General features: G+C 61.6%; 45 protein-coding genes. 3 read left to right on the top strand and 42 right to left on the bottom strand.

Annotation, left to right across the window (positions count from 1 at the left end; genetic code table 11):
* The 23 genes from QME24_RS20825 to QME24_RS20715 form a co-directional block, all read right to left on the bottom strand.
* Positions 1-420 (bottom strand): HK97-gp10 family putative phage morphogenesis protein, encoded by a 420-nt coding sequence (locus tag QME24_RS20825; protein ID WP_281691017.1) that lies wholly within the window; start codon positions 418-420, stop codon positions 1-3.
* The gene (locus QME24_RS20820) at positions 420-734 is read right to left on the bottom strand and encodes a phage head closure protein (RefSeq protein WP_281691016.1); all 315 of its coding nucleotides are present in this window, start codon (positions 732-734) and stop codon (positions 420-422) included. Before QME24_RS20820 ends, QME24_RS20825 begins: the two co-directional genes overlap by 1 nt.
* Entirely contained in the window at positions 731-1,069 is a 339-nt protein-coding gene (locus QME24_RS20815; protein WP_244734943.1) for a head-tail connector protein, read from the bottom strand. The genes QME24_RS20820 and QME24_RS20815 overlap by 4 nt, the downstream gene beginning before the upstream one ends.
* A gap of 45 nt (positions 1,070-1,114) precedes the next feature.
* Entirely contained in the window at positions 1,115-2,329 is a 1,215-nt protein-coding gene (locus tag QME24_RS20810; protein WP_281691015.1) for a phage major capsid protein, read from the bottom strand.
* A gap of 9 nt (positions 2,330-2,338) precedes the next feature.
* A complete protein-coding gene (locus QME24_RS20805) occupies positions 2,339-2,980 on the bottom strand; it encodes an HK97 family phage prohead protease (RefSeq protein WP_281691014.1) in 642 nt (213 codons plus the stop codon).
* A gap of 4 nt (positions 2,981-2,984) precedes the next feature.
* Positions 2,985-4,181 carry a phage portal protein gene (locus QME24_RS20800; RefSeq protein WP_281691013.1) on the bottom strand — a complete coding sequence of 399 codons (1,197 nt, stop codon included), beginning with the start codon at positions 4,179-4,181 and terminating at the stop codon, positions 2,985-2,987.
* On the bottom strand, positions 4,181-4,417 hold the full coding sequence (locus QME24_RS20795) for a hypothetical protein (RefSeq protein WP_281691012.1): 237 nt from the start codon (positions 4,415-4,417) through the stop codon (positions 4,181-4,183). The genes QME24_RS20800 and QME24_RS20795 overlap by 1 nt, the downstream gene beginning before the upstream one ends.
* Positions 4,418-4,419: 2 nt before the next feature.
* Positions 4,420-6,174 carry a terminase TerL endonuclease subunit gene (locus QME24_RS20790; protein ID WP_281691011.1) on the bottom strand — a complete coding sequence of 585 codons (1,755 nt, stop codon included), beginning with the start codon at positions 6,172-6,174 and terminating at the stop codon, positions 4,420-4,422.
* Between the two features lie 3 nt (positions 6,175-6,177).
* The gene (locus QME24_RS20785; protein ID WP_281691010.1) at positions 6,178-6,657 is read right to left on the bottom strand and encodes a phage terminase small subunit P27 family; all 480 of its coding nucleotides are present in this window, start codon (positions 6,655-6,657) and stop codon (positions 6,178-6,180) included.
* Between the two features lie 132 nt (positions 6,658-6,789).
* A complete protein-coding gene (locus QME24_RS20780; RefSeq protein WP_281691009.1) occupies positions 6,790-7,170 on the bottom strand; it encodes a hypothetical protein in 381 nt (126 codons plus the stop codon).
* A complete protein-coding gene (locus QME24_RS20775; protein ID WP_281691008.1) occupies positions 7,082-7,456 on the bottom strand; it encodes an HNH endonuclease in 375 nt (124 codons plus the stop codon). The genes QME24_RS20780 and QME24_RS20775 overlap by 89 nt, the downstream gene beginning before the upstream one ends.
* A 92-nt stretch (positions 7,457-7,548) precedes the next feature.
* Complete coding sequence (locus QME24_RS20770; protein ID WP_281691007.1) at positions 7,549-8,004, bottom strand: hypothetical protein; 456 nt, start codon at positions 8,002-8,004, stop codon at positions 7,549-7,551.
* On the bottom strand, positions 8,001-8,147 hold the full coding sequence (locus tag QME24_RS20765; protein WP_244734933.1) for a hypothetical protein: 147 nt from the start codon (positions 8,145-8,147) through the stop codon (positions 8,001-8,003). Before QME24_RS20765 ends, QME24_RS20770 begins: the two co-directional genes overlap by 4 nt.
* Positions 8,144-8,635 carry a lysozyme gene (locus tag QME24_RS20760; protein WP_244734932.1) on the bottom strand — a complete coding sequence of 164 codons (492 nt, stop codon included), beginning with the start codon at positions 8,633-8,635 and terminating at the stop codon, positions 8,144-8,146. Before QME24_RS20760 ends, QME24_RS20765 begins: the two co-directional genes overlap by 4 nt.
* The gene (locus tag QME24_RS20755) at positions 8,632-8,868 is read right to left on the bottom strand and encodes a hypothetical protein (protein ID WP_244734931.1); all 237 of its coding nucleotides are present in this window, start codon (positions 8,866-8,868) and stop codon (positions 8,632-8,634) included. Before QME24_RS20755 ends, QME24_RS20760 begins: the two co-directional genes overlap by 4 nt.
* 462 nt (positions 8,869-9,330) lie before the next feature.
* A complete protein-coding gene (locus QME24_RS20750) occupies positions 9,331-9,714 on the bottom strand; it encodes a hypothetical protein (protein WP_281691006.1) in 384 nt (127 codons plus the stop codon).
* Positions 9,699-10,055 (bottom strand): Lar family restriction alleviation protein, encoded by a 357-nt coding sequence (locus QME24_RS20745; RefSeq protein ID WP_281691005.1) that lies wholly within the window; start codon positions 10,053-10,055, stop codon positions 9,699-9,701. The genes QME24_RS20750 and QME24_RS20745 overlap by 16 nt, the downstream gene beginning before the upstream one ends.
* 295 nt (positions 10,056-10,350) lie before the next feature.
* Complete coding sequence (locus QME24_RS20740) at positions 10,351-11,631, bottom strand: site-specific integrase (protein WP_281691004.1); 1,281 nt, start codon at positions 11,629-11,631, stop codon at positions 10,351-10,353.
* A gap of 104 nt (positions 11,632-11,735) precedes the next feature.
* Positions 11,736-11,960, bottom strand: a complete 225-nt coding sequence (locus tag QME24_RS20735; protein WP_281691003.1) for a hypothetical protein — start codon at positions 11,958-11,960, stop codon at positions 11,736-11,738.
* Complete coding sequence (locus tag QME24_RS20730; RefSeq protein ID WP_281691002.1) at positions 11,950-12,381, bottom strand: hypothetical protein; 432 nt, start codon at positions 12,379-12,381, stop codon at positions 11,950-11,952. Before QME24_RS20730 ends, QME24_RS20735 begins: the two co-directional genes overlap by 11 nt.
* A complete protein-coding gene (locus QME24_RS20725) occupies positions 12,381-12,779 on the bottom strand; it encodes a hypothetical protein (protein WP_281691001.1) in 399 nt (132 codons plus the stop codon). The genes QME24_RS20730 and QME24_RS20725 overlap by 1 nt, the downstream gene beginning before the upstream one ends.
* A gap of 56 nt (positions 12,780-12,835) precedes the next feature.
* Positions 12,836-13,402: a hypothetical protein gene (locus QME24_RS20720; RefSeq protein ID WP_281691000.1), complete on the bottom strand. Its 567-nt coding sequence runs from the start codon at positions 13,400-13,402 to the stop codon at positions 12,836-12,838.
* Entirely contained in the window at positions 13,399-13,623 is a 225-nt protein-coding gene (locus QME24_RS20715) for a hypothetical protein (RefSeq protein ID WP_281690999.1), read from the bottom strand. Before QME24_RS20715 ends, QME24_RS20720 begins: the two co-directional genes overlap by 4 nt.
* A gap of 148 nt (positions 13,624-13,771) precedes the next feature.
* Between QME24_RS20715 and QME24_RS20710 the strand changes: the two genes are divergently transcribed.
* The 3 genes from QME24_RS20710 to QME24_RS20700 all read left to right on the top strand — a co-directional run bounded on the left by QME24_RS20710 (position 13,772) and on the right by QME24_RS20700 (position 15,299).
* Complete coding sequence (locus tag QME24_RS20710; protein ID WP_281690998.1) at positions 13,772-14,428, top strand: S24 family peptidase; 657 nt, start codon at positions 13,772-13,774, stop codon at positions 14,426-14,428.
* Positions 14,429-14,517: 89 nt separating this feature from the next.
* Positions 14,518-14,805: a hypothetical protein gene (locus QME24_RS20705; RefSeq protein WP_281690997.1), complete on the top strand. Its 288-nt coding sequence runs from the start codon at positions 14,518-14,520 to the stop codon at positions 14,803-14,805.
* 26 nt (positions 14,806-14,831) lie between these two features.
* The gene (locus tag QME24_RS20700) at positions 14,832-15,299 is read left to right on the top strand and encodes a hypothetical protein (RefSeq protein ID WP_281690996.1); all 468 of its coding nucleotides are present in this window, start codon (positions 14,832-14,834) and stop codon (positions 15,297-15,299) included.
* Between the two features lie 91 nt (positions 15,300-15,390).
* Here the strand turns inward: QME24_RS20700 and QME24_RS20695 are convergent, their stop codons facing one another.
* The 19 genes from QME24_RS20695 to QME24_RS20605 form a co-directional block, all read right to left on the bottom strand.
* Positions 15,391-15,657, bottom strand: coding sequence for a hypothetical protein (locus tag QME24_RS20695; protein ID WP_281690995.1), 267 nt, complete (start codon positions 15,655-15,657; stop codon positions 15,391-15,393).
* 26 nt (positions 15,658-15,683) lie between these two features.
* Positions 15,684-15,938, bottom strand: a complete 255-nt coding sequence (locus QME24_RS20690) for a hypothetical protein (RefSeq protein WP_281690994.1) — start codon at positions 15,936-15,938, stop codon at positions 15,684-15,686.
* A 2-nt stretch (positions 15,939-15,940) separates the two neighbouring features.
* Positions 15,941-16,132 carry a hypothetical protein gene (locus QME24_RS20685; protein ID WP_281690993.1) on the bottom strand — a complete coding sequence of 64 codons (192 nt, stop codon included), beginning with the start codon at positions 16,130-16,132 and terminating at the stop codon, positions 15,941-15,943.
* On the bottom strand, positions 16,129-16,323 hold the full coding sequence (locus QME24_RS20680; RefSeq protein WP_281690992.1) for a hypothetical protein: 195 nt from the start codon (positions 16,321-16,323) through the stop codon (positions 16,129-16,131). The genes QME24_RS20685 and QME24_RS20680 overlap by 4 nt, the downstream gene beginning before the upstream one ends.
* A complete protein-coding gene (locus QME24_RS20675; RefSeq protein ID WP_281690991.1) occupies positions 16,320-16,613 on the bottom strand; it encodes a hypothetical protein in 294 nt (97 codons plus the stop codon). Before QME24_RS20675 ends, QME24_RS20680 begins: the two co-directional genes overlap by 4 nt.
* A 19-nt stretch (positions 16,614-16,632) precedes the next feature.
* Complete coding sequence (locus QME24_RS20670) at positions 16,633-17,328, bottom strand: hypothetical protein (RefSeq protein ID WP_281690990.1); 696 nt, start codon at positions 17,326-17,328, stop codon at positions 16,633-16,635.
* Complete coding sequence (locus QME24_RS20665; protein WP_281690989.1) at positions 17,325-17,885, bottom strand: hypothetical protein; 561 nt, start codon at positions 17,883-17,885, stop codon at positions 17,325-17,327. Before QME24_RS20665 ends, QME24_RS20670 begins: the two co-directional genes overlap by 4 nt.
* A 185-nt stretch (positions 17,886-18,070) precedes the next feature.
* Positions 18,071-18,247: a hypothetical protein gene (locus QME24_RS20660; protein ID WP_281690988.1), complete on the bottom strand. Its 177-nt coding sequence runs from the start codon at positions 18,245-18,247 to the stop codon at positions 18,071-18,073.
* A 49-nt stretch (positions 18,248-18,296) separates the two neighbouring features.
* Complete coding sequence (locus QME24_RS20655; protein ID WP_281690987.1) at positions 18,297-18,575, bottom strand: hypothetical protein; 279 nt, start codon at positions 18,573-18,575, stop codon at positions 18,297-18,299.
* A complete protein-coding gene (locus QME24_RS20650; RefSeq protein WP_281690986.1) occupies positions 18,572-18,838 on the bottom strand; it encodes a hypothetical protein in 267 nt (88 codons plus the stop codon). The genes QME24_RS20655 and QME24_RS20650 overlap by 4 nt, the downstream gene beginning before the upstream one ends.
* A gap of 52 nt (positions 18,839-18,890) precedes the next feature.
* Positions 18,891-20,099 (bottom strand): hypothetical protein, encoded by a 1,209-nt coding sequence (locus QME24_RS20645; protein WP_281690985.1) that lies wholly within the window; start codon positions 20,097-20,099, stop codon positions 18,891-18,893.
* 160 nt (positions 20,100-20,259) lie between these two features.
* Complete coding sequence (locus QME24_RS20640) at positions 20,260-20,511, bottom strand: ribbon-helix-helix protein, CopG family (protein WP_281690984.1); 252 nt, start codon at positions 20,509-20,511, stop codon at positions 20,260-20,262.
* Between the two features lie 61 nt (positions 20,512-20,572).
* Positions 20,573-21,232: an AAA family ATPase gene (locus QME24_RS20635; RefSeq protein WP_281690983.1), complete on the bottom strand. Its 660-nt coding sequence runs from the start codon at positions 21,230-21,232 to the stop codon at positions 20,573-20,575.
* Positions 21,233-21,982: 750 nt separating this feature from the next.
* On the bottom strand, positions 21,983-22,987 hold the full coding sequence (locus tag QME24_RS20630) for a hypothetical protein (RefSeq protein WP_281690982.1): 1,005 nt from the start codon (positions 22,985-22,987) through the stop codon (positions 21,983-21,985).
* A 216-nt stretch (positions 22,988-23,203) separates the two neighbouring features.
* Positions 23,204-23,440, bottom strand: a complete 237-nt coding sequence (locus QME24_RS20625; protein WP_281690981.1) for a hypothetical protein — start codon at positions 23,438-23,440, stop codon at positions 23,204-23,206.
* A gap of 241 nt (positions 23,441-23,681) precedes the next feature.
* Positions 23,682-23,909 carry a hypothetical protein gene (locus QME24_RS20620; protein ID WP_281690980.1) on the bottom strand — a complete coding sequence of 76 codons (228 nt, stop codon included), beginning with the start codon at positions 23,907-23,909 and terminating at the stop codon, positions 23,682-23,684.
* 62 nt (positions 23,910-23,971) lie between these two features.
* Entirely contained in the window at positions 23,972-24,142 is a 171-nt protein-coding gene (locus tag QME24_RS20615; RefSeq protein WP_265958942.1) for a hypothetical protein, read from the bottom strand.
* On the bottom strand, positions 24,126-24,506 hold the full coding sequence (locus QME24_RS20610) for a hypothetical protein (RefSeq protein WP_281690979.1): 381 nt from the start codon (positions 24,504-24,506) through the stop codon (positions 24,126-24,128). The genes QME24_RS20615 and QME24_RS20610 overlap by 17 nt, the downstream gene beginning before the upstream one ends.
* Positions 24,503-26,535 (bottom strand): DUF1983 domain-containing protein (locus tag QME24_RS20605; RefSeq protein ID WP_281690978.1); only part of this gene is annotated, 2,033 nt, incomplete at its 5' end. The genes QME24_RS20610 and QME24_RS20605, both read right to left, overlap by 4 nt.

Genomic DNA, 26,535 nt, shown 5'->3' with positions numbered 1-26,535 from the left:
TCAGTTGATCCCAGTGATGGCCTTGTCGATGCCTTCGGCCAGCTTGCTGATAACGGCGCCCTCGATCTGCGGCAGCGCGTTATCCCAGGTCGGCCGAATGAACGGCTGCGCGGCCATGTTGACGGTGCCATGCTCCAGGAATGGCCAATAGAACGGGGCTTCCTTGTCCTTGCGCGGTGCCGCTACCCGCACGCCGGCCACTACCTCGCCGGGCGTTTCGGAACGTCGGGCCACACTGGAAACAATGCCGCGCTTGAGGCGTCCGGTACGGAACGGGGCCGAGGCACGCACCTTGTCCCGGGCCACCCGCGCGCCGGCCGCGACGGCCTGCCGGCTGACCTTGTTCTGCAGCGCCTTTTCCAGGCGCAGGAAGTCGTCGGCCAGCCCTTCCAGGCCGGTGAAGTCGATGGATGCGTGCATCAGGTCTTCGCCGTGGTGGTCATGAGGGTGGTGTAACCACGGCGTGGCCGGTCCGGTAGTGGTACCACTACGTCGTAGGCCTGACCGTCGTTACGCGTAACGCGCAGCCCGGCCCGCAGGTGCGGGGCACTGCGCACGATGAACTGCATGGTGACCTCGGAGCGCTCCGCATCGGCCTGCAGGTACTGGCGGCCGCTGACCGCAACGGCCTCGGCCCACGGCGTAGCGAACTGTACCCAGGCCTTTTTGACTTGGCCGGTGAGGCCTTTGCTTTCCTCATACCTGGACAGCCTGACCCGCTCGTTGAGGCTCATACGCTGTACCAGCGATGCGGGTCAGTGAGGTGGCGATAGCCCAACGGGATTTCGCTGGTGATGTTGCCGATGTTGACCGCCCCCGGGTTGTCGAACCAGTGGGCGACCATCATCAGGATGGCCAGCTGGATATCCTCATTCGCCTGCAGGGCGTTTGCCGGCGCATCGTCCGGCAACGGCTGGTCAGGCGGGTACAGCACGCGCTTGGTGCCATGCTCCACTGAACGCACGGCAGCCCGTGCGTACAGCGAAAGCTGGTCATCCAGTGAGTCATCATCCGGCTCAAGGCGCGCTTGGATACGCAGCTGTTTTGGGGTCCAAAACACTTTTTCCATGCACAAAAAAACCCGCTTACGCGGGCCGCCTCCTGAGTCGGGTTATTAGCCGGCAGCGCGCATCTGCAGCATCTTCACCGCCTGGTGGTTCTCCAGCATGCTGCCCACGCGCTTGGTGGTGTAGAAGCCCACATACGGCTTGTTGGTGTACGGGTCGCGCAGCACGCGGGTGCCGATCAGGTCGATGATGGTGTACGCCCGCTTGAAGTTGCCGAAGGAAATGGCCTGGGCGTTGCCGACGATATCCGGCATTTCCTCGTTCTCGGCCACGCCGTAGCCCAGCAGCACCGACGAAACGTCCTGTTCCAGACCCGGGCGCCACAGGTAGTTGCCCTGCTCGTCACGCAGCAGGCGGCAGGCCATCAGCGACAGGTTGTTCATCATCCACTTGGCACCGGAGCGGTACGGCTTGCGCAGGCCGTGCACCATGCGCACCAGGTCGTCGGGGCTCAGGGTCGCGGCGTCGGCCAGAATGTGCTCCAGCTTGCCGAAGGTACGGTCCTTGTCCTTTTTCGCCTCGGTGGCGTAGGCGAACAGGCCCTTGGGCTTCTTGTCGCCGTTACCGTAACTGAACGCGGCTTCTTCCTGTTCGGAGAACTCGGTGTTGACCTCCTCACCCAGCCAGGTTTCCACGTTGAAGAACGCGTCATCCAGCATGCCTTGGGTGGCCTGCGGGTTGGCGTAGATTTCCCCAAAGATCGGGGCCACAGGTTGCAGCTTGGGGGTGCCGGTGGATGGCCGCTCTTCAGTTTCGCCGACCCAGCCGGAGGTGGCGCCGCCGACATTCACCAGCTTGCGGTAGCCAGTGCCGCCCATGGTGATCACCTTGCACTCCTGGCGCATCACCACCGCATCGCGGGCCAGCTCACCAATGGTGCGGTCCAGTTCCTCAGGCACGGCATAGCCGCCATCTTCCGGGGTCTGGGTATTGAGAGCTTTGCGCTCCAAGTCGCGCAGGCCGTCATCATTGCCTTTGCGGATGAACGCACCGAACGCGCTCTTGTGCTCGTCCACATCCTGCGGTGAACCACCGCCGCCACCGCCACCAGGGCGGTTTTGCTTGGCCAGAATGGCCTCCAGCTGACCCTTGAGGCCGTCCAGTTCGGACAGGGTGCCGTTGATCTTGTCAACGGACTCGGCCAGCTTGCTCTTTTCCTGCGTGATGCCGTCCAGGCGCTGGTTGTTCTTCTGCTGGAACTCTTCGAATTTCGCACCCAGTTCAGCTGCGACCTGGGCAATATCTTGATTATCAACGGGCATGGCGAATCCTTACTGGGACAGTTTTTCAATGAGGTGTTGCAGGGATTTCAGCGCGACGGAATCGCGCTGTTCGGGTTGCTGCAGGCCGCTGTAGCCCGAGGTCATGAAACTCTTGGCCTGTGCCGGCGACAGGCCCACGGAGCGCAGGGCGTGCTCCAATTGTTCTTCGGTGGGGGCTTCACCCTTGGCCAGCATCGACTTCACATCGGTGACAAAGGCCTGCTCGTTCATGGCAAAGGTCACCACCGAGACTTCCCACAGCTCAATTTCCTTGAGCAGGTAAGCGCCCTTGGCGCTATCCCACTCCCAGTCATTGAGCGAATAGCCGATCGACAGGCCGTTCACGCTGCCCGCCTTCATGTGCGCATACGCCCGGCGGGCCACCGGGTCGTCCTCGATCAGCAGGCGGCCTTTGACGAACAGGCCGGTTTCGTCCTCTTTCATGTCGAGGTGCGGGCCAATGGGCTCGTGGGTGTCGTGCTGCCACAGCACCGGCGGCAGCTTGCCCTTGGCCTGCCAGCCGGCCAGCGACTTGGTGAAGGCGCCGGGCATGACGATGTCAGAGCCGTGGTCCTTGACCCCGAACACGGAGCCATACCCCTCAAATTCGCCCGCCTCGGAAAGCGATTTGAGCTTGAAGGGGACATGCATTTTCTTAAGCACTGTTGCTGCCCTCTGGCTTGGTGGTCATGTTCATCGGGGTCAGGTACACATCGCCGCCCGGCCGGGGGTTCTCGTCTTCCTTGGCCAAGCAATCGTTGGGCGACCACATCCCCCAGTTGATGCCGATGCCGTAGGCCTCCAGGCGCGACTTGAGGTCGCCGCGCAGCAGCGCCGCCGTGTTGAACTTGGCAAAATGGGTTTCGCGTTCCTTGTCGGTCATCAGGCCGACCCGCACCCGCGCTTCAATGCGGGTGAGGATCGGCACCAGGGCGTTGTTCAGAAAGTCCGCGCCTTGGTGCTCGATGTTGGAGAACGTCGCTTTTTCGAGGTCGCCCACCATGTGCGGCGGAATGCGGAACAGGCCGCAAATCTCCGAACGCTGGTACTTGCGGGTTTCGAGGAACTGGCTGTCTTCCAGGTTGAGGCTGACCGGCTTCCAGGTCAGGCCCATTTCCAGCACCATGGGCTTGTGCGCGTTGGTCAGGCCACCGCCATGCTCATCGTTGAACTGCTGCTTGAGGCGGCCAAAGGCGGCATCGCTGAGCGCTTGATCGGTACTCAGCACGCCACTGGTTACAGCGCCGTTCTCGAACAGCTTGGCGCCGTGTTCCTCGGTCGACAGCCCCAGGGCGATGGCCTGACGGGCGTAGGCCACCGGGTTCAGGCCGGTGAAGCCGTCCAGGGTGAACAGGCGCACATGCCAGATCTTGTCCTGACCCAGCGTTTCGGTTTTGCCGTCGCGCCAGGTGACGTCGTAGACCAGCTCCCAATCGTCCTTCATGCGCGGCCGGACGGCGCCGGGGTCCATGGGCAGCAGCTCCTGCAGCTTGCCCAAGGCCTCGACCTTGTACGCGTAGAAGTTGCCACGCAGGGCCAAGCACACCACCAGCAGCTCCCAGAATTCCTGCGCAGTCATGTAGCCGTTGGGGGCCACCTGCAGGATCGTGCTGAGCTTGTTACCCGTAACGCCGATGCGCTCCCGGCCGTTCTGCTTGTACAGCTTGCACGGCAGCATGCCGACCGACTCGGCCAGCACCCGCACGCAGCTGAACACGGTGGCCAGCTGCATGGCGCGCCGCGTCGACACGCGCTGACCGGCGTAGGTGCCGCCGTAGCTGCCCAGCGCCTCGGCCAGCGCGGCCGATGTAGCAATCGCGCCGGCACTCTTGCGACTCAGTTGATGGAACATCAGCCACCACCCCGCAGCGCAGCCAGGAACGACACCACCATCAGCACCCCGCCCACCACCATCAGGGCCACCGGGTCACCGTACTGCAAGCGCAGTCCCTGCCCGAGCAGGCCGAGGCCTACCCAGCCCACGGCGTCGGCCAGCCAGGGCGCAACGGCCCGGGCCAGCCCGGCAGCGCGCAGGCGCACGCGTTCGCGGCAGGCCCGCAAGGCCTCCCGTAGGTTCTTCAAGGTCATGATTAAAGGGTCCGTATACCGTGTTTTTCGAGGTGTTCGGAGACGGTGTCTTCCTGCGGCGCGTCGGCCAGCAGTGCCCGCGACATGGCCATCAGAATGGCAATCATGCCGTCGATCTTCCGCATGTTGGTCTTGCCTTCGTCAGCCTTCATCGGCACCAGGCAGCCCTTGTGCTCACGGGTGACGATGTTGCCGGCCATCCAGGTCAGCACAGGGTCACCGTCGTGACGGAAACGCCCAGACAGCAAAGCCGCTTCGACCTCGCGCATGGGCATGTTCATGATGTGGTAGCCGCCGCCGAACTCGACCGCGTTGGCCCCGTCCTTGAGCAACTGGTGAGCCAGCTGGGTGGCGCGCCATTTGTCGTAGACCAGTTCCTTGACGTCGAACAGCTCGGCCAGGTCGTGGATGTCATCGCGCACCACATCGAAGTCGGTTTCGTCACCGTCCGTGGTCAGCAGCGCGCCGTCATGCACCCAGCCTTCATAGGCTTTCTGGTTGTGCGATGCCCGCTCGACCGCGCCCTCGGGCAGGTAGGAACGGCAGAACACCGTCCAACGATCCTTGTATTTGCCGCTGCCTTCGGGCGATTCCACCTTGTCGCGGAACACCAGGGCCACGGCGGTAATGTCCGACTTGCTGGCCAGGTCGACGCCCATCCAGCACGGCTTGCCGTAAAAGTCCTCGATGTTGAGCGAGGTGTCGCCACAGGCGGCCCAGTCCGACATGTTCAGCCACGCATGCGCCGCCGACACCCAGATGTTGAGGTGCTTGGTTTTGAATGCGTTCTGCCGTGACGGGTAACGCCGGGCGTTGGCCTGGGCGCGCAGCAGGTATTCTTCGCTGACCGACACGCCAAAGTTGGGGTTGGCCTTGCGCAGCGCGGTCGGGCTTTCCCAGTCGTCGTCGTCATCGATCGTGTAGATGATGCCGAACTGCTCTTCGTTGTGCTGGTCACCGATGCCGGCGGCCGCGTTGAGCATGTCGCAGACCTGGCTGCGGTGGATGTAGCACGGCCCGGCCAGGTTGAAGCCCGCCGTCGTGATGGCGAACATCAAGGGTTGGTCACGGGCGCCCATGCCGGTCATCATGGTTTCGTACAAGGCCGGCGTGGGGTGTTCGTGGTACTCGTCCACCACGGCGCAGCTGGGCGAGCTGCCGTCGCCGGGGTCGCCAATCACTGGCTCGAAGCGGCTTTCGTCCCGGGGAATGGACAGGTTGCGCGCCATGATCTCGGCGCCGATGGCCTTCACCAGCTTCTTGGTCCGGGTCAGCATCTGCTTGGCCGGCCGGAACACCTCCATGGCCTGCTTCTCGGTGGTCGCACCGCAGTACACTTCGGCGCCAAACTCGCCGTCAGCGCACCACATGTACAGGCCGATCACTGCCGCCAGAACACTCTTGCCGTTCTTGCGCGGCACCTCGCAGTAGACCTCACGAAAGCGCCGTTGGCCGGTCTTCTTGCTCAGCCAGCCGAAGATGCTGCAAAGGATGAACTTCTGCCAAGGCTCTAGCACGATCAGTTCGGCCTTGGCCGCCCACTTGCCTTTGGCATGCGGCATCAGCTGGGCGAAGCGGCACACCTTCTCCGCTTCGTCCTTGTCGAACCGCCACTTGCCGGTGCGCTTCTTCGACTTCACCAGGTCATCTAGATGCCGCTTGCAGGCGAAGCGCACCCACTTGCAAGCCGGGATCCGGCCCCCGACAACATCACGGGCGTACTTGTTCGCCGCGTTGACGTTCGGGTAACCAGCCATGTTTTACCTGCCCTTTTTTCCTCCCTGCAGCAGGGTGAGGAATTCGTTTTCTTCGTCTTCTTCTTCGCCGGGCTTGAGCCGGGCACGGGCGGCCGGGTCCAGCCCCAGGGCGGCGCCGAACGTGCTGATTTGCCGCGCCGACTCGTTGGCCACGGTGCACGCGGGGTTCTTGATTTCCTGCTTGGCGCCCATCACCACGATGCCGTTCTTGGTGATGTCCTCCTGAGCTTCCCGCCAACGCTGGTAGGCCATGGCGAACACCTCAAGGTTGTGCAGGTCGGTGTCGGTCAGGATCTTCGACTGGACCAGCCAGGGCGCGACCTGCCGCCAGATGCTTGAAGCAACCGGCCCGAACCAGCCGGGCGGGTCCGGCACCTTGGCCAGCGCATCGGGGGTCGGGGCGTTCTTGTTCAGGGCGCGCTTGCCAGGGTTGCCCTGGATCACCTTGAGCGCCGTGGGTTTCGGGGGGCGGCCTCTGGCCATAACGGGCACCTCCTACCCAGTTACAAAACTTTTAATTTCGCGGGTGTAAGAAAACGACTGGGCGCACGGGGTCGGAGCGTGAAGGCCCTAGAGATTTGACCCTCCCCTCCCCCTTTTCGCGTCAAAATCACGTCATTTCGCGGCTGTCAACCGATTTTCGACGATTTTCCGAACTTTTTTTCGCAGCAGCGGGGCGAGGTTCGGCAGCGTCATCGGCCGAGGTGCACCGGCGAACGAATATGTTTCCAAGGCCCTGTTTAATTCAGCGAGGGCCGCGAAATATCCAGAACACCGCCCGTTTTTCGGTGCCTTTGCACGAAAAAACAAAGCTTTATCAAACTGGTAATCACCCAAGGCAATCAGCCTGGGGTGAGCGTTGATCGACACCGCATAACGCCGCAGGCGCAGCGCCTTGGCCTGCAGCTCACTGAACTGCCCGCGCTCGCTGCGCTTCGGCTTGGGTCTTGCGCTTGTGGCAGTCGTGGTTGATCGCGTAGAGGTTGCTGGGGTCATCGGTGCCGCCTTCAAACTTCGGTATCCGGTGGTCAACCTCGCCGGCCGGAAGGACACGGCCAAGGCGCTTGCAGTCGTCGCAACGGCAGCGGTAGCCGTCACGCTTGAGAACCTTGGCGCGCACGCGCCGCCAGTTGCTGTCGTAGCCGCGCTGCTCGCGGGTGCCGCGCCCTGGTGCATTCCAGCCGCTGGCCAGCTTTTCATGCTGGGCGCAGTAGCCGTGCCGCTCACTGGTCAGGGCCGGGCACATCGGCGCTCGGCAGCCACGCTTAGCGGCCGGCGGCACGGGAAGCCTCCTGCACCTTGATACAGGTGGCCACCTGCGTGCCGCACTTGAGCAACGCATCCTCGGCAGCACCAAGGGCTGTGTCCCAGTCTTCATTGACCCGGATCGGCCCGCGCTCGGGGAGTAGGCACGGCGTTAGCTGGCATTGCGCCGCTGGCTTGTCGGTAGGTGTCGGGGTCGGTGGAAGCACTGCGCTGCCAGCGCACCCCGACAGCAACAGGGACAGTGCCGCGCAGATAGTCAGCGATGCTTTGGTCATTGCGTTTCAGCTCCTGCAGTTCGGTGGCCAAGCCGGCGGTACCGGCGCCGATGGATTGGAAGGCAGCCAGGCTGCTGGTGTTGAGTGCATCCACCTGCAACTGCAGCTGCTTGATGCCAGCGAGCGCATTGGCCTGACTGCTGATGGTCGTCCGGCTAATCTCGGCGGCCTTCTCCAGCTGGGCGATGGTTGCCGCCTGGGCGTTGTTCTCGATGCGCTGATAGTTCAGATAGCCAACAGCGGCCAAGGCCAGGACGCCCAGCACGACCTGGGATGTGGGCACATTCATACAGGGATCACCTCAAGGACATAGCCGGCCGCGAACATCGCAACCAGGCCGGGGATAAGGGTTTCGGGTGGCTCGCCCTCCATGTCGAGGACGGTAGAGGTGCGCCCATCTGCGAAGCGCACGCGGTACTGACGAATCTTCATGGTGTGCCCACCATGCACAGTTCCCGGCGCACCTGCTGCCGGGTCATGATGCCGCCGCACTTGGACTCAGCCAGGCGGCAGTCCTTGCCGTCGACGTAGGCCCAGCGCAGGAACTCGTTGGGTGCGCCGAAGCGGTCGCCGGCATTGAACCGGCCTAGCAAGGTAGATTTGCCGTACTTCGTTTCGCCGTACTGAACGACGAAATCAACGTGGGCGACTCGGCAGAGCCAACCCACATCAACCTTTAGCTTTCGATCTACTGCCTTGATGGCCTGCTGTAGATCCTCCTGCAACCACGCTACGCACTGCGAACGGGTGGCCACATCACCACGTTTAACGCCGGCAGTGTGGCCATAGCAGATGGTCCACACGCCGGCTTGATCTTGGTAGGCGGTCAGCCTGCAGCCCTCAAAGAACATCACCAGGGCCAGCAGCACCGGCATGAAGCCGGCCGCCAAGGGCAGCACCAGGCCGCGTGGCAGCTTCATTTGCCGAACCACTTGGTTTTGATGTGCCAGGCAAACAGCGAAAGGCCGTAAAGCAGCATTACCCACTGGGTCACGCTGGTGACGGGCACGCCAAACAAGGTGGCTCCGGAATACGCCATCGGCGGCACCATCAGCGCCCTCTCTACTGTCTCGGCCTTCGCCCGGCGACATGCGATGAGGGCCAAAACCAGCAGGCCAGCCATTGCGAGCTTCGCCCGTCTGATTCGATCCATCGCGCACACTCCAGAAAGCAAAAAGCCCCGGCAGCATGGCTACCAGGGCTTTAGTAAAGGGTTACCCGGACTCGCTACTGGCGACAGGCCGGGGCATTTCATCTGCGATGTCTATGTACAGCTTCTAGGTTCTACTCCCCGCTTGCTGATTGCAGGTTTCGACTTCGTGGGTTGGCGGCGGGCTTCCCTGCTCATGACGGCTCGATCAGCGTTGCCGGCATGGTCATAGGGGTTCGTACAACATGTGGCATGCAGCCCTGTGCCATCTGGTATCCGAGGGATCGAAAGGCACACCACATGAGGGAATTGAGTTGCAAGTGAACTACTTCATGACAGTCGCCCTCAGCAATTGTCAGGGCCGTGAACGCAAACACGCCACGATAGGGGAAAAGGTACAGAAAAGTGCCAACCAAAAGCGAGCAAGCTGCGGGTGAGCTGAACGCCCCCTTGAAGCGTTACCCGTCACAGCTCCCGCGTTGGGATAAGTAGCTTCCAACTCGCCGGGGTATGCAGGCAGGCCAGCTCACCCTTGAATGCCCCTTTGCAGCCCTCGGGCAGCGTCTTGCCGCACTGCCGGCACGGGTACTGCTGGGCATCGGCAATCTGCCCCTTGAGCCTCGCGGCATCCTCGCGCACCAGGGCGTTCATGTACTCAGTGACAGTGTATGGCTCACCAAGGCCTGCCCGAGTGGCCATTGAGGCCTGCAGCTCTGCAAACGTGGCCTCAGTGGTTTCAAAGGTCAGCTCTTTGACCTTGTTTTCCTTTAGCTTGGCCCGCCGCTTCTGCTGCCGCTTGGTGGCCGGCTTTACCTTGGCGTTACCCGTAACGGCTAGATTGCTTGCCACTGGCGGCCCTCCAACTCGGGGTGGGTGCCGCGCTTGTTCCAGTAGGTGATGGCCTGCAGCTTGGCGTTTAGGTAGTCGTCACGGGTGTACAGCTCGGCCTCACAATCCGGCCCCTCAGCCCCGCAGCTGTGGCAGAAAACATAGGCCCGCACGGTTAGCCCATCGTCGCCGTAGTCGTCCTGCTTAGGCGCTGCGCCGTAGGGATGATCGGCCTTGCCCACGATCGGGCATGGCGGACCACCGCAGAACGGACAAACCAGCACAAGAGCGGACAGCACGCACTTGTCGCCGCCTGGCTCGCCCGGATCGATGCCGATGATTTTTACATCGCAATCGTTCATGGCTTGAGTCTCCCGGTGATGCGCTCCCACCAGGTAAGGCGGCGCGGCCTTACAACCTCAGAGCACGCCACTACAGCTAACACCCAGCGGAGGTTCCGATAGCTCAGGTCCGACATGGGGCTTGCCTCGATCCATTCCCGAACCGACTCCCGGCAAACCTCATTCAAGACATAGTGAGCGAAGGCCGGGGCCTGACTGACTGGTGGGCTACCCATCCAGTCGGCCGCCGGACCCAGCTTCAACATGGTACTGGCCTCTGCTTTCATGTCCTAACATTCTCCCTAGTGATGGATGTTCAAACGCCGCTCAAGGGCGCGTAGTTGTTGGCTTGCGGGTCGGTGCCGGTTGCGGCCTGTCCCGGTGATGTCTCGATGGCAAAAAAAGAGAGGCCGCGTTCGGCCAGGTACTGGTGCCAGCGTTCCAGGGCGGTGCGTTTGAGGGCTTGGGCGTGGGTGTGGATGTAGGCCGCGTCGAGGTCGCGCAGGGCGTGGTTCAGCAGCAACTCACCGATCAGGTAATCCACGCCAAGGTCAGCCCACAGGGTCCGGGCGATCTTGCGCAGGTCGTGGGCACTCCATTCCCCACCGAACAACTCCACCTTGTCTTGGGCTTGGCGGTCGCTCAGGGGGTCGCCATCGCCACGCGGGAACAGGTAGACGCCGGTGTACCCCGCCAGGCGCTGCCAGTGGCGGTAGGCCTTGAGGATCGACAAGGTATGGGCGGTCAGCGGCAGGCGATGGTCGGCCTTGGTTTTAGTCTGCTCGGCCGGCAGGAACCATTCCCCACCTTCCACCAGGTCGAAGTCACGCCACTTGGCCAGGGTGGTTTCATGGATTCGCGTGCCGTGGCACAGCATCAGTACCACCAGCATGGCGGCTTGAATGTCCTGCACCCACAGCATGGCGGCTTTACTGAGGATTTCCGGCAGCTGCTGCGGACGGATGGCACACGGCTTGGGCCTGATCCGCACGTCGGTGAAGTCACTGAACACCACGTCACCCAGTGGGTTAAGGGTCAGTTTCTTGAGCTTCTTGGCGCGCTTGAAGGCCAGTTTGAGCAAGGCGAAGGCTTGCCGGGTGTAAGCAAGGCTGCGCACCTCCTGCATGGGCCAGATAAGCCGCTCGTCTACTGACTCCCCGTCAACGTCCACCAGGTTCAATGAACTCAGGCGCGGCAGCAGCTGGCAGGTGATCAGCGAACGGATGTTGTCGCGGCGGCTCTTGGACAGGCCACGGTCTACGGCGGCACGCTCATTGAACCAGGTCAACAGGTCGCCCACGCGCACCCAGCCGGCCGCACCGATCATGGCCGAGGGGTCGGCGGTCAGTTCGGCCAGCTTGGCTGGCATCAGCTCGATGGCGGCTTTAACGGGCAGGTCGGGCCAGTTGGCGATTTTCTTGGATTGGCTCTTCCCGCCGCCATGCCGCACCAGTAGCCATGACGCTCTGTTACGGTCACGGCCGAAGCGCAGCATGAGGGGTGGGTAGCGAGGGTCGCGCACCTGGCGCACCTCGGGCAGGCCAGCGAGGCGCTTTATTTCGGCCTCGCTGAATTTAATGTGTTGGGTTTTGCTCATAAGCCTGGCTCCAGGGCCAGGCATGCACTACGCCCGGCCGGGTTGCAGATGGACCAATCCCCTACCCATGGCGGGCATAACGACTAGGGATGGTCGACGGGAGGTCAAACAGTGCCGCGAGAGAGGGTCACAGCGGGGGAATCCGCGCTATTGGTGACATTGGCAATTCCGGTAAAGCCTTGGGTCAGCACCTCGGCGCGCAGCTGTCGGGCACGCTCGGCCAGCTGGTAGTGCTGCGCAGTCTTGGTGGGGCTTGGCCCCGGCGCGTCGTAGTGATCGGCCAGGGTGATCACAAAGGCATACAGGCGCCCGATCAGGTCAACGTTCATAGAATTTTCTCAGTTCGGTTTTAATTTCTTCGCGGGCCTCGGACAGGCGCCGCTTGTAGGTGCGCAGGCTGATGACCATGGCCTGCGAGCGCTTCAACTGGTCGGTGCCACGCGGGTCATAGCCCTTGATCTGGCGACGCTCGCAGACACCCCACCAGCCGGCGGAGTACTCCATACGGAGCACATCGGCCCGGTCGGGTGACTTTGCTGCCATACGCATCACCACAGCTTCGATACGCGCCTCAACCGAGTCACACGGCGCGCTTGAACCGCCGCTGCCGCCAAACAGGATTTGCCCTTTGCCATCGATCAACTTGGCCAGCATGCTGGTACCGCCGCCCAGCAAGCCCGTATAGCCCTCGCACCAGAACGACCACGACTGCAGCAGCGCGTCGATATCTGAGTCACGAAGGCTGAACATCAGTGTGCCGCCGCGATCTGCAGCAGGTGTTCGGAGAACTGCTCCAGGGCGTCACGGAAGTGCCGACAGCCACCCTGCATGCTGGTGACCTTGGGGTCATTCAGGCCCATGCGCACCGACTCAGATGGCTTGCCCATGACGTGCCACATGACCCCACCAAAGCGCCGGATTTCTTCGGCCTCTCCCTCGGTCATAACGTTGCTGACGATTAGGCCGCCCAAGGCGCGGTTGCGGTTGGCCTCGGCCAAGGCAACCGACAGGTCACGCACACGGGGTGCCTCCTTGAGCGATTCCGACCCCTGCCACTCCTGCAGGTGCTTGTTGCCAAAACGCACCAGGCGTTGGGCGATTTCGTGACGGTCACACGGCTTACCGCCGGCCAGGCCAATGATGATCATGGGTAGTGCTTTCCTTTAAAACGGCAGCCGGCAGCACCGGCAAGCGGGCAAATGGGTCAGGTACGGGCTTTGCTCAGGCGCTGGGTGCGCACGGCATGGACGTGCTTGTGCAGCTCGGCCGGGGTCAACTTGTCTTTGGCGGCAACCGCCTGGGTCACCGCTTCGTGCATTTCCGTTACGGTCACGTTGGACGCGATCCAGCGACGGAACAGGGCAATGGCGTGGGGGTCATCGACCATCTGGCGAGGCATGTTCAGTTCGGTTTGTAGCCAGAACGCCCACTGCTGCGGGTCGGTCGGCAGCGCCGGCGCTGGATCGGGCAGGAATCGCTCCACCCGGCAGAACTGCACCACCAGCGGATTCGCAGTCAGAGCGGGCGGCTCAATCAGGCCGACGCCGGCCAGGCACTGTAGGAACGCATCCAGCTCGCTGTCCTGCGCCTGCAGTACGTCCAGCCACACAGAACGACCGTTGCACATGCGCCCGGCGTAGGGATCGCGCAGGGTGGCGACCATTTCCAGCATCTTGACCAGGCGGGCATAGCCGGCCAGGCCAAAGGTGCGCTCGATCTGCAGCACCGCCGGATCGCTGGACAGGCCAGCAGGCAGGCGTGCCCAGCTCATTCACTCGCCCCCTTGAAGCCATGCAGACGGACAGCAATCGGCCCATAGATACCGTTGAAGTCCAAGCGCCCCTCAGATGCTTCAATGATCTTGATGGCAGCCTGCAGCTTCGGCGGACGCTCAGCGTAAAACCAGCTGCGCACAGCCGAATGCTTCTCGCCCAGCTTCTCAGCGGCTGCGGCGACACCGCCTTGCTCGATAACCCAGTCGTTGAATTTCACAATTAGTGACCTGTAAATCACAGATAGTGGAAATATTGGCTGCTGTTAAAGACACGCGCAAGGAAAACTTAAAAATTTCCACTATTAGTGTATACGTAAGCTATTTACCGCTAAAATGCGGGGATTCTGAACGGAGAAGTACCTAGCAATGACCGACCTGACCAGGTTAATCGGACAGCGCTTGCGCAAGTGCAGGGAAGACCGGGGCTGGACCCTGGAAGAAGCGGTGCGCGAACTGAAAGCCACGCCCGAGGGTAGCCCGGTAGGGACCACCGGCATGAATATGTGGGAGCTGGGCGAGCGCTCGCCGCGTCTTGAAGCGTTCACGGCGCTGGCTCGTATCTACAACCGCCCAGCGAGTTACCTGGCCGGCCTGGACTCTGACGACCACGCCAAAGATTACGTGTATCCCATGGCCTCCCCGAGCGCGCCCGGCCTACTACTGGACAGCTCGCTGGCCGATGATTGCCTGGCTGTACGTGAGCCCTTCTTGGCCGAACTGGGCGTATCTCCTGCTGACCTAATGGTCATCCGCATGCCAGATGACAGCATGCACCTGACGGCAAGCAAGGGCGACCCACTGCTGCTCGATATGAGCCGCCGCGAAGTGGGTGACGAACGCGATATGTTCGCCCTGCTGGTCAACGGGCGGGTGTGGGTGCGCTGGATACGACCTGAAATCGATAACACGTATTCGATAGCTTCGGATGATCAGGGCAAATACCCTGACCAGAAGCTAAGCGCGGACGATCTGCAAAAATATCAGATCATTGGCCGTGTGGTGCTGACCACAAAACGGCGATAATTGCATCAAGCCCCTCAAAGAAGGGGCTTAAATCTGCCTCACTTTTCCACTAAAAGTGGAAAACATACACCACGGATATAGGTTTACGTATGACCCAGTTGTCGCTGTCTCAGCCTCCCGCCTCCCCTAGCCTGCTGGCCACGTCAGGCAATGGCGTTGCGCCATCTTTTTGCGAGAAGAACCGCGCTATCGTTGCCACCTTCCTGCACCATCAGGGCGCTGTACTGGCAATGATCCAGGCCTTCGCCCGCCAAGCCGCAGATGGTGGTGGCGACCTCGAACAAACCCTGCAACGCATTGACTTGGTGGCCACGAAGGCCTGCCAGGATTCTGATCAGATGGCCTTGGCGGTCGGCAGCCTTCCAGTCCAGTCGTAAACCATCGCTCTCAAGGAAGAAGCGTCATGCACCACCTGAACACTGATGATGTGATTGCCGTCCCGGGGCAGAACCTCACACCGCTGCAACGCGACATTCTGGCCGCAATGGCGAACGGTAATAACCAGGCGGCCATTCTCAAGGCCACCCAGCTCGACGCTACCAGCCTGCGCCTGGCTGAACTGGAAATTCGCGAAAAACTTGGCGCTAAGACACCCGGGCATATGGTTGCTCGTGGCTTTGTCTTGGGTGTATTGCTGCCCCGAGCCCTATGCATGGTCCTGGCAACATGCTGCGCATTGGCCAATGATCACAGTAGCAATCGGAACCGCAGCCCAATGCGCTCACGCGTACCGGAAACCTTGGCACGCCTCACCCGCGCAGCCAGCAGCAATGGCCGCAACGGCCGCCCTACAGCCCCCGCCCATCACCACATCAGTGCTCAGATTGCTACCAGTAGCGCGGGTGCAGGCCGGATCGTACTCGCCGCATAATGCTTGGAGAAACCCGCCGTACGAAATAAGGGGTATTTAGTGAATATCAAAAGAATACCCTTTTAGTACTTAAAAGATGGCCATTCATGCTTCACATGGTTTCCCCAAGCTGCTGCAGGCGCACCGAGGCGGCACCGGCGATCAGCAGGTACAACCGCTCCAGGGTGTGAGCATCACGCGCCTTGGCTAGCTCCAAGCCTTCGACAACCCCTTCGGCACGCTCCTGGGCGAGCATGCAATTGACCGGCGTATCTGCGTTCTCGATGCGGGCCAGCAGCTTGCGGAACTGGTCGGCCCAGCCTGCTGGCAGCACCAGGCCGGGCAGCAGGTCGCCAGTGTTACGGTAACGCTCGCTCATGGGAAAAACCTCCTTGTGACCGGTCACTACCGCGATTCGACAGTGAATTGTGGAATCCCCACTGACTCGGTGAAGCGCTGCAGGGTGTCGAGACTGGCCCAGGTGCGCGGGTTCTCACGCTTGGAGCGGATCGGTATCAACTTGGTGCCACGGCGTACCAACAGCACCCAGCGCGGGCGATCCTCGGTACTGTCCTCGGCACGCTGCACCAGGAACTCACGCGCTGCTTGCGTCTCGACCAGCAGGCCAAGCTCCTTTTCATAGTACGCCGAACGCGTCAAACCTAACCCCTTTGCCTTGCACCCTGCCCGACCTGGGCGAAGTCGACATGATGGCCGCGCTTTTGCGTGCCGTCACGCATGATCACCCGATTATCGCCGTTACGCGTAACGCGGACGATTTCCCGGCCTTCGGCCAGCTTGCGAAACCCTTGGTGCTCCAGCTGCTGCAGCGTGCGGACCTGTGCCGGGGTCATTGGCTGCGCTCCAGAACAATATCAGTCATGCCACCAGGTCGCGGCTTGACCAGGTACTGCTGGGTACCGACCGGATCAGCCCCCAAGCCATCGAGCACCTGCGCGACGTAGCGGCGCCGCAGGCTGACCGTTTCGCCTCGGGCCAGCATCTCGCGTATCTGTGCAATCGTCGCTGTCTTTGGCTGGTTCATCGCTTGGGTTTCTCCTTGAAGGGAATGACATTCTCCAGCACCTGCTTCACACCGCCGGCATCGCGAAATGCTTGCCACTGGGCCGCGTGCGCGGTGCAGTAGTGCAGCTCGGGGGCCACCAGCAGGGCGTGGTGATTGCACAGCGGCCGGTCACAGGTCTTACCATCGCCCACCGGGTAGTCGCACAGGTTGACGCCGAGGTCGTTGCACTCGGCGCAGTGGTCACCCAGCTGGCCGCACAGATGACCAACCGGGTTTCGGTCCTTGTCGTAGATCGTGTAGCAGGCCATCAGCGCACCACCGTCTCGCTCATGCCGCCACCGTGGCCGCCATGGCCTCGGGCAGCACGCGGCGAAACTCCACCACCCACACCCAGGGATTGCCCACCCAGTCGCCGCCGGTGGACTCCCACAACTCCCGGAACGCCGCCGGGTACCAGTCGCGGTAGTTGGGCGACACGTCGTCGCTGGCCAGCTCAGGGGGGCACACCAGGCCTTCGGCGCGAATGTCCGCACGGCTGATGACCTGCAGGCGCTCGACCCGCACGGCGACGATTTCCAGCTCAAGGCGGCAGGCGGCGCGCGGCATGTGAATGCTCGGCTTCCACTTCAAACCCATATCCTTGCGCGCCTCGTCCGCATACGAGCCCGGCGGGCATTCGGTGGCGTAGGCGTATCGCTGCAGCGGGCCGCTGGGGTCGGGCCGATGCTCCACCCCCGTGCCTAACAGGTCCATGAACGTCTCGCGCACCCACAGGCGGTCACCGACCTGGCCATACGGGCACTGGAAATCCCAGCCGTGGCTGGGCATGCCGTTGAGGTGGCCATGCTTCGGCCGCCAGTACCAATTGGCCGTGGCCGGGCCGTGCGGGCACTCGCGCCGGGCAATCGCGTCGGTCACGGGCACATCCGGCTGATGCTTGATCGCCCGGCGGGTGACAGTCTTGTTGTCTGCCAGAATGGCCCGCACCATCGCGCCATTGAACAGGATTGGCCGCGCTTTCATGCCGCCACCTGCTCGGCCGGGGCCACCGGGTCACGTGACAGCCCCCTAGTGGTCTGCAGCAGCGCGGTTTCCCACTGCTCGCGCAGCACCCGGTAGGCGTCACCGTCGAGGGTGCCGGCGGCGAACTGGTCGACGTGCGCGCTCAGCACGGCCTTGTACAGCTTCACGGCCGCCGACAGGGTGCGCACCGCCACCAGCTGCTGCACGGCGTCCCCGGTGGCCACGGGCTCGACCGGCAACAGCGCATAGTTGCAGATATGGCTCCACTCCGGGCTCCAGTAGGTGCCTTCGGCATCGCAGTGGTTTTCGTCCAGCTCGCTGTCGTCGGGTCGGTCCTGCCGGTCGATCTGCTCGACGGCGTGGGAGATTTCCCCGGCCACCACCTGCTCAACGGTTTCGTCCCAGCTGTCGTCAAGGTAATGGTGCACCACCACATCGCTGTACTGGTCGCGCTCGGCGGCCGTGGCGAAGTAGTAGAACTCGGCGTTGTTGGGGTCGTAGATGAAAAAACGGTGCTCGGCGTCGGGGCTGTGCTGGGGAACGGGCAGGCGGCTCATGCGGTGAAACTCCTTTTCGGCGTAATGGCGGAATCGCTCTAAAACCACTTTGTGTGTTTCTGGACGCCCATTTTATATCAAAGTGGGAATGCCAGGCACAAAAAAAGGCCCCCACCTCATTAGGAAAGGTGGGGGCCGATTTAACATATCGTCAAATTATGGACATGTGCGCCATCGCCTGGCCATCACCTGATGGTGACCACCGCACCGCCGAACTTATCGCGCAGCACCTCGCTGTCGCTTTCCTCGACAAACAAGACCGTGCCGTTGCTTTCGTCTTCGCCCTGATCGTGGTCCTGCATCACCACCGCCGCCTCGGGATTCAGCTTGCGCAGCTGCTTGATCAACTCTTTAACGGTCATCCGTTCAGCTCCTTGCGTGGGGTGTGGTCCGCTGTCAGCGGGTGGGGGTTCAGGAGTCGCAGCTGAAATTCAGCTCACCGAACTTATCCAGGCCCTGCACACCGGCCGCGCCGACCCGCTCGCACAGCGCATCGAAGTCCTGCGGGTGCCAGGCGGCAATCTGCTCGGGTGTCCACCAGATGCCGGCGCTGCTACCTTCCACCTGGGCGATCAGGCGCTGGGCCGCACGGTACACGGTGGTGCGGTGGCGGCGCGCCGGCTCGGGGCTCACGGCGCGGCGGTATTGCACCAGCTGCTTATAACTGAGGTATTGGCTATCGAAGCTCATGAGCGGGGTTCCTTTCCTTTAGTTAGCTTGGGTGCGTTACGGGTAACGCGGCGCGGCTCGGGCTCAACGGTGTAGTCGCCCTGGACATGACCCAGGCCGGTGTCGACCCGCATGTCGAGGTAACCACCCTGCCACCACACGTCACTGCCCTGCAGGCGCAGCGCACGCTCGCGCAGCCAGCGGTAACGCTCGGCATCCCGGCGCAGTGCGGCCAGCTCGTCGGCGGTTTCCGGCGCGGCGGCGCCGGGGTGGTGGTTGGTCATCGTGGGCGGTCCTTTCGAGTAAGCGTTACAGTAACGGCAGATCGACGCAGGGTCAGCCGTCGTAACAGCCACAAGGCATTTCCGCCGGTACTTCAAACATCGGGATCTGGTCGCGGTCGCTGGCAATCAAATCCTCCCACCGCCAGCGCCGGCCGAGGCCGGCCAAGGTGGTCAGGTCTGCATTGCGCTCCAAGGCAATGGCGCGGGCCTTGAGGTCATCCGGCAACGCCAGAATTTCATCGTTCTTGCTGTTTGGGCAGAAGAAACACGAACTCTTGCCCGGCAGCGGCAGGCCGGCGGCGCGGATCACTTCGATACACTCGTCGCGGCCCATGTCCCACTCCAGCAACGGATACCGCCACTTATACTTTTTGTCCTCGGTGAACTTGGCGCGCTGCGGCTCATCGGCATCATAGCCGATGCACTTGATCACCTTGAGCCCGGCCGCCCATGCGTCCACCGCCGGCTGCCACTTATTGGTAAAGGCATCTTGCGGTTCGCCCTTGTACTTCTGCGAGCAGGTTTTGAAGCCATAAGCCACACTCGGCAGCATGTTCATGCGCAGGCAGTTTTCCTCCAAGGTTTCCGCCCGACCGCCCTTCTTAACGATGGTGATGGCCGGCATGCCATTGGCGACCAGCCAATCACTGAACAGCGCTAGGTAGGCGTAGGTTTCCGGCCGCTCGCCGCCGGTGTCGGCAAAGGTGATCAAATCGACCTGCTCGCCGCGCCTGGCCATTTCGATAAGCACCGCCGTGCTATTGGTGCCGGCACCGTAGCTGACCACCACCGGGCTGCGCGGCACCTGGATTGGCGCGCCCAGCTCGGCCGCGATCTGCTGCAACTCGCGAACCACATCCCGCAGGCGCTCGACCTCGGCGTTACGCTCCACATCGGCGGCTTGCGCACGCTCTAACCGACGCTTGAGCGCGGCCGCCTCGCGCCGAGCCTTGGCCAGCTCGTCTTTGTGTTGACCTTCAAACACCGCCAGCGATAGGCGCACGTCTGCCAAGCCAGGCTGCGGGTCCAGACGCGCCACCAGCGCCGGCAGCTCAACGCCCGCCGGCAGCGGTGAGGCGCTTGCAAGCTCAAACACGCGCAGCGCCTGGGCCAGCACGTCCCGCTCAGCAGGCGATACATGTACCGGCTTAATGCCCAGCTCTTTACGCTTGCGGCGCAGGTTTTTTTGGCGGTCGCCGCCGCTCATGGCGGCCGGCGCCAAACGCATTTCCATGGTGCCGGGGTCGTTCGGATGAATCATGTGAAAGCTCTCGCATAGTCCAAGGGCATACCCAAAACTATACAGCAACTCGAATACCGTTAAAATACCCTTTGGATATCCTTTTGGTATCTTTGTAGAACTCTTTAGATATTAAAAAGCCCGCTCCGATTATCGGGCGGGCTTAGGTGTACAGTGTTGATTACAGGCCTGCATCCATCAGGCGCCGCAGGGCAATCTTGATCAGCGCAGGCCGGGACAAGCCATGGCGTGCACGGAACGCGTCGACCTCGGCTAAAAGCTCAGGCTCCAGGCCGACCGAAAACATTTCACGCTTCCCGCGCACGTTTTTGCGCTTGCCGCTGTCGGGGGCATCAGCTGCTACTTTCGCCGCTATGCGCTCAGCAGCCGGATCAGCGGCGGCCGGTCTTGCTCGTTCAATTAAGCTGGCCATGGGGCATTCTTCCAATATCTAATAGATACTCTTAGGATACCGCAAGGGTATCTAAAGAACATCAGAAAATTGCATCAAGTAAGGCATCTATTTCTTTGATCGCTTTAGGGTCTCTATCTCGCACTGGTACCTCGCGCACCGATAATCCTCGGGCGGATGCAAACGAGATAGGTTTTCGCCTAACCACGGTCCTCGGCAGATAGCGCAGCTCTTCCAAGCCTTCCAAAATTTTCTGCGCGTACAAGTTGTCGGCGGAAAGCTTCCGGGGCTCAGCCTTATTCAAGAACGAGTAGACCGGCAACGGGTTGTCGCCTCGATCCGCCTGGATAGAGTTGATAAGCGGGATAAGTTCATCGAACAACGCGTCAAGCTCAAAGTCTCCCGGCTCCATCGGCACAAGCATCAGATCAGCAATCATCATGGCATGGCGCAAGGCAGTACTGTCGCGGCCACCCGCATCAATGATGATGTCGTCATATTGATCGCGCAGCCGCAGCACCTCGGCGCGCAACTCGTCACCATCGGGATAAGCAACCATAGTGAGGCCCGGGGTGATTCCTGCTGCTGCGCGCCGCTCAATGGCATTGGTTAGCGACTTCTGACGGTCGCCGTTTACCACCAGCACCGACTTACCCTGGCGCGCTCGGCCGGCGGCCAGCTGAACCGTGGTGGTGCTCTTGCCAATGCCGCCTTTGGTGTGTCCGACGAGTGTAATTCCCATCTTGCGCATCCTTGAAGAATGAAATGGATACATAAAGGATATCCATTTAATACTTTAAGTCAATCTCAAGGATATCTTTTTGTGTCAGATGTGTTCAGCCAAGTCCCTACGCACCCGAGTATTTGCACAGCTCGCCAGGCGCTGCAGTGCTCTCAGGTCGACAAAGGAGCGAGGCCCCCCCCCCTCACTGTTCACCCGGAGCGCGTAGCGCGACCTACCAGGCCGTAGGCCGGCGCGTGAAGGAGCGAAGGGCCGTAGCGCTGCTGTCGCGTCGTGAATGGCCTTGTAGCGGCCCGTAGGGACTGGAAGGCGCCATGCAGGAGGAAAGTGGCTTTAGCCTCACGAATGGGGCCTCACAGGCCTGATGCGGTGCTATGGGTATTGGGTGCTCTTATAAACCGCTTCTCGGCGTAGCCGAGGCATAGTTGCTGCCGGTACGGCAGCGATTCTAAAAAGCGAACTCGGCGTAGCCGAGGCATTAATAGGGCAGGCCCGTAGGGCTTGCCCATGCTTCTAGGTCCGTCAGGAAAAGAACATTCACTACTTAATTCCTACTTGGTGCTACCTAATATGCGGGGGTTCTGCTTGGGCTGCCCGCCCTGTGGATAACTTCAAAATCGAAGGTGGTTTGTAGGGGTAAGAGGGCCGTTTTCAGGCAATTTGGAGGGGGTAGGTGGGGTGTTACAGGGTAGCTTAATCGAGCGCCCAGGGTAAGGCGCCCGACGCTTCGGGGAGGGTTGTAGGAGGGGGTTACGTTCGGAGCTGTTGTAGCTCGAACTCTTCGCGACTGAGGCCGCCGTATTCGGCAAACAGCTGGCCTAGGCGCGGGCCTGGGTGGCGGCCCTCGGCCTCGATAATGTGTTGAGTGAACTCCTCAACATATTTCGTGTAGGCCTTCACAAGAGCGTCGGTGGAGTGCAGCGGCATAGGGCTGGTGGCATCCCGACACGACGGCGCCTGGTTCTTGCGACGGCTTGCCGTCGTGGGGGTGTGGTCAAGCTCGCGGTTCAGGCGTTCACGCTCCTGCACCGTCTGGATGTTGTACTTCGGCGCTCGGCCGAGGTAGGCCAAAAGGCGCTGGTAGGCCTTTTCGCGGGCCTTCTTCATGGCCTTGACTGGAAAACGGGCCAGCAGCATCAAGAACTTTTCGTCCATCGTCTTGATCGCAGCGCGGGCGCGCTTGCTGCCATCGTCCTTGTCTTCGTATTGCTCGAAAACCTTGATGCCGGCGGCGTCCTTGAGCCAGGCCAAAGCACGCCACCAGCGGGAGCTGGCAACCTGGCGCGGATTGGCGGGGTCTTCGGGGTGCTTCTCGATGGTGGTCATGCTGACGCGGGCCGCCAGCTCGTCGCAGGTGTAGTTACGGAACGTGCCGTCTGGCCGGTAGTAGCCCACACGCAGCGAGGCAAGATCGATGGCAGACAGGATGGCATGCAGCACCAGAACAACGGCCTCGCGGTTCTCGCTACGCACCTGGCGCAGCGATCCATCCTTGTTGCGCTTGTTCTTGTGGTAGCCCAGACGCGAAACAACGTCAGGGTCAGCGAAGAAGTCTGAGGAACGCTTGATAGCTTTCTTGAGGACAGACGGCAGGTGTCCGCCCTTGACCTTAGGTAAGGCCAGGCGGTCTGTGGCGAACTGCTCCGGGTTGTGTCCGCAGCGGTTGCCGGTGCCCAGGTTGGCGCCTGGGTGTGCGTACGGTCTACGCCCCCACATAGGCGCGACCTGCCCAATCTCGGGCAGACAGTCAGTCATCTAACAGCTATCCCATCAGCAATGGCTTGCTTAGAAGGGGAGCGGCCGCTAAACTCTGACTTGTGCGAGTCGCTGAGCTTTGCTGAGCCGATCTCCGAGAACCCTGGGTTTGGCGACCCGGGGTTTTCTTTTTTCTAAAGCCTTGTTTTTTCTAGAATCCTTTCCCGGCGTTCTGGCCGGATGCCGAAAGCATACCATGCGTTCGTCAGCTTTCCACTATCTGTGATGAAGTTTTTCCACCTGCAGACTGTCCACCGCCCCTAGCGCAACCATGATGCGCAGGTAGCGACCGCGTGGCCGTCCGTCGTCTACTGCCTCACTCTCGGCCATGTCGGCAAGGTAGGCGCGCAACGCAGCCACCGTATCGTTGGGGTTGTCGTACACCAGCGGATTCCCGATAAACGGGCGCTTCGCTGCATTGCTGGTGGTCTGATGTTCGTGTGCTGCTGCCATTGGGGCTTCCCTCTGTACCTTGGCAAGCGGATAGATTAGCCGCCCAGCTAATATTAGCCGTCTAGCTAAAGGCTGTATATATGAACAGTATAATTCCGATCAGGGACGCGAAGCCCCGGCCAAGCAACGTGCCTGGCCGTAACTGACTATAACGGCCGAGTTCAGAAAATCACCGGCTCACGAACAATACCGGCAAAGATTGTGAAAAGGCCCCGGTAGAGGCCTTTCGCGACCCTGACCGTTACTCTGCAGGCGGGGCTTCTGGCTCGATGGCAGCCTCTGCAGGTTCCTGCACCGTTACGGTAACGGTCGCACGGTACTCGTTCAGCACCTTGGCCACCAGCACCTGGGCGGCCGGGAACTGCTGCAGGATTTCCCGGGCGCGGGCGTCGGCCAGCTCCGGGGTGGCGTAAGGAATCAGGTTGGCGGCGTCGTACAGGTTGGTTGCGTTGATGGCGATGAAAGTCATGGGTCAATCTCCAGGCAAAAAGAAGCCCGCTCGATGGCGGGCATTGGGTAGTTGGCTTGGGTTCAAGCCTTGGGGTATTGCTGCTTGATCTGCTGCAGGGTCGAGAAAAACGGCTCTGCCTTGGGCATATGCCCTTCGTTCATGGCATGCCACAGCATGTCCAGTTGTTCCTCCACCGGCGGATACTCGGCCGCCCGGCGCTTGGTGTGGTCGCACTTATGCTGAATTTTCAACGGTGAACTCCTGATCGCGGTATGGCCAAAGGGTGACCGTGATGTGGTACGTGCCTGGCGCCGAGAATCCCAGCTCGATATCACTTCCGTCAGCGGTGTAGGTTTCGCTCTCGATATTGACGGCAGCCCCTTCATGCACGCCCTTTAACCAGTTCCCTTGGAGAGCCGCCCCCATCTGGGGGCGCTCCTTGAGCATCTGGCCAAGCACGAAGTGGTCGGCCGGCCGTGCTGGTGTGGGCACCTGGACGAAGGGCCGGTCGGTGTTGAGCCTGATGATATTCTTCCCGTGTTCGGGCGGGCAGCTGACGGCAAACACAATCCGGCCGTCAGTCTCATAGGCTGCATAGTGCCCAATGCTGCTCATCGCTTCGTCCCCATTGCAAAGAGGTTGTGGTTCTGAACGCCAACCCCCGAGTTCTCTCCCCACCACTTCACAGTGATGACGAAGTAACCCGGGGCCACGCCGATCGATCCCATCAGGTTAGGAAAACCATCCGCCCAGTCGCCGCCACCTTGAGCGATAACCAGGCCGTTGATATCCATCTGGAATTGGTACTTACGGATACCACTGCCAAACCCTTGGTAGCAGCTGTATTGCGCAGTGATGAACCCTGCTTCATCCATTTGCACGCCGACAGCGATCAGGTTTTGCCACTGACCTACACCGGCTCCGAGCACATTCCCGGGGCTGCTAGCAGAAACCGGAACCGTGACGGCGTTGCCACGGATGCGCAGCGTGTCAATTTCGGCCACCCCGATTTTTGCCGACGTAATAGCGCCGTTGGCGATCTTGGCGTTGCTGATAGCGGCATCTTGGATCTTGGCGTTGATGATGCTGCCATCGCGGATGAAGGCATCATTCATGAACACCTGGCCGCCTTGAATCGCGAACGGACTGACGTAACCATTGCCAGCGGCGTTGATTACCGCGAATTGGTCCGCCAGAACGGCCACTACCGACTGCAGCACACCACTCTGGTTCTGGATGCCGATCCCAATCCCGCCAAGGGCATACACTCCGTTTTGGGTAACTGCCACCTTGACCGAGTACTGAGCGTTGACCCGATTATTCAATCCGGTTTGCGCCGTACTGATCTGCTGCACCGAAGCATTGGTAGCGCCCAAAGACGACTGCGTGGTTTGAATCTGCTGGCTTAACGCCCCATCCCCATCAGCCCGGGCTTTGGCTTCGTTCTGAATCGCCGCGTTCGCATCGCCTACGGCGGTGTACAACCCGTCGATTCGCTTCCCCTCGGCGGTGAGCTTGTCACCCTGCTGGGTAACGTTGCTCTCCAGGCTGGCCACCGCCTGCGCCGAAGCGGCCGCCGAGCGGCGTCCCACCGCGATGTAGGCGATGTCAATTTCGCCGGACGCGTCCACCGAGCTCATCATGTCCAGGCGAATGGCGATGATGTTTTTCCCGTTCCAGCCGGCGTGGCCAGACAGGTCAAACTCAATGTCTTGCCAATCGTTGGTGGTCAGGCTGATGGTCCACGCCATCCGGCGGGCCTCGGCCAGGCCGCCGTCCTCGTTCGCCCAATACATCTGGGCGCCCGAACGAGTGGTGTTGCGTCGACGCAGCCGGATACGCAGGTAAGGGTTCTCGGCGCCGGCAATCGCCGGGGTGAAGTTGCACTGCAGGTTCGGGCATTTGCCCGCCGTGGCGAACAGCGGGCCGGCGGTGAACGTCGAACCGCTGATGGTGCCAACCCATCCAAGGGTTGAACCGATGAACTCCCAGGACTTGCCCGCCACGAAGGGCTGCGCCGTGCCGATGCTGTTTTTCAGCTGGGTGATATCGCTGCTGTTGCTGCTGAGCGTACCTTCGGCGTTACTGACACGGTTGGTCAGCGAGTTCACGGCCGACGCCTCGGCCTTGGTCGCCACCTGGCTCAGCGCACTGGCGGCGGCCGTGGCCGCATCCGTGGCCACCTTGTCGGTGACGGCCAGCCAGGTGCTGCCGTTCCAGCGCTTGGGCGTGTTGGCATTGCCGGTGGTATCGATCCACAAGTTTTGCGCCAGGCGCTTGTCAGTGGCCGGTGCGGCCGAACCGTAGATCACCTCCCCCTTGGCGCCGGCCGCCGTCGCCGCCGCCTGAGCCGCTTGCTGCGCCGTCGTAACGTTGCCATTGGTGGTGCTCAGGCTGTTCTGCAGCCCCGTGATCGACTGGCCTTGCGTGGTCAGCTTGCCCTCGTTATCGCTGACCTTGGTGCTCAGGTTCTGTACCACCGAAGCATCAGCTTTGCTTTGGGCGACCGACAGGGCATTGGCAGCAGCTGCAGCGGCATCGGTGGCCACCTTGTCGGTGACAGCGACCCAGGTGCTGCCGTTCCAGCGCTTCGGCGTGTTGGCATTGCCAGTGGTATCGATCCACAGGTTTTGCGCCAAGCGCT

The sequence above is a fragment of the Pseudomonas sp. PARCl1 genome (assembly GCF_947311875.1).
Lineage (GTDB): Bacteria > Pseudomonadota > Gammaproteobacteria > Pseudomonadales > Pseudomonadaceae > Aquipseudomonas > Aquipseudomonas juntendi.
Note: the sequence above shows the minus strand (reverse complement) of the source record. Positions and strands in the feature narration are given on the sequence as shown.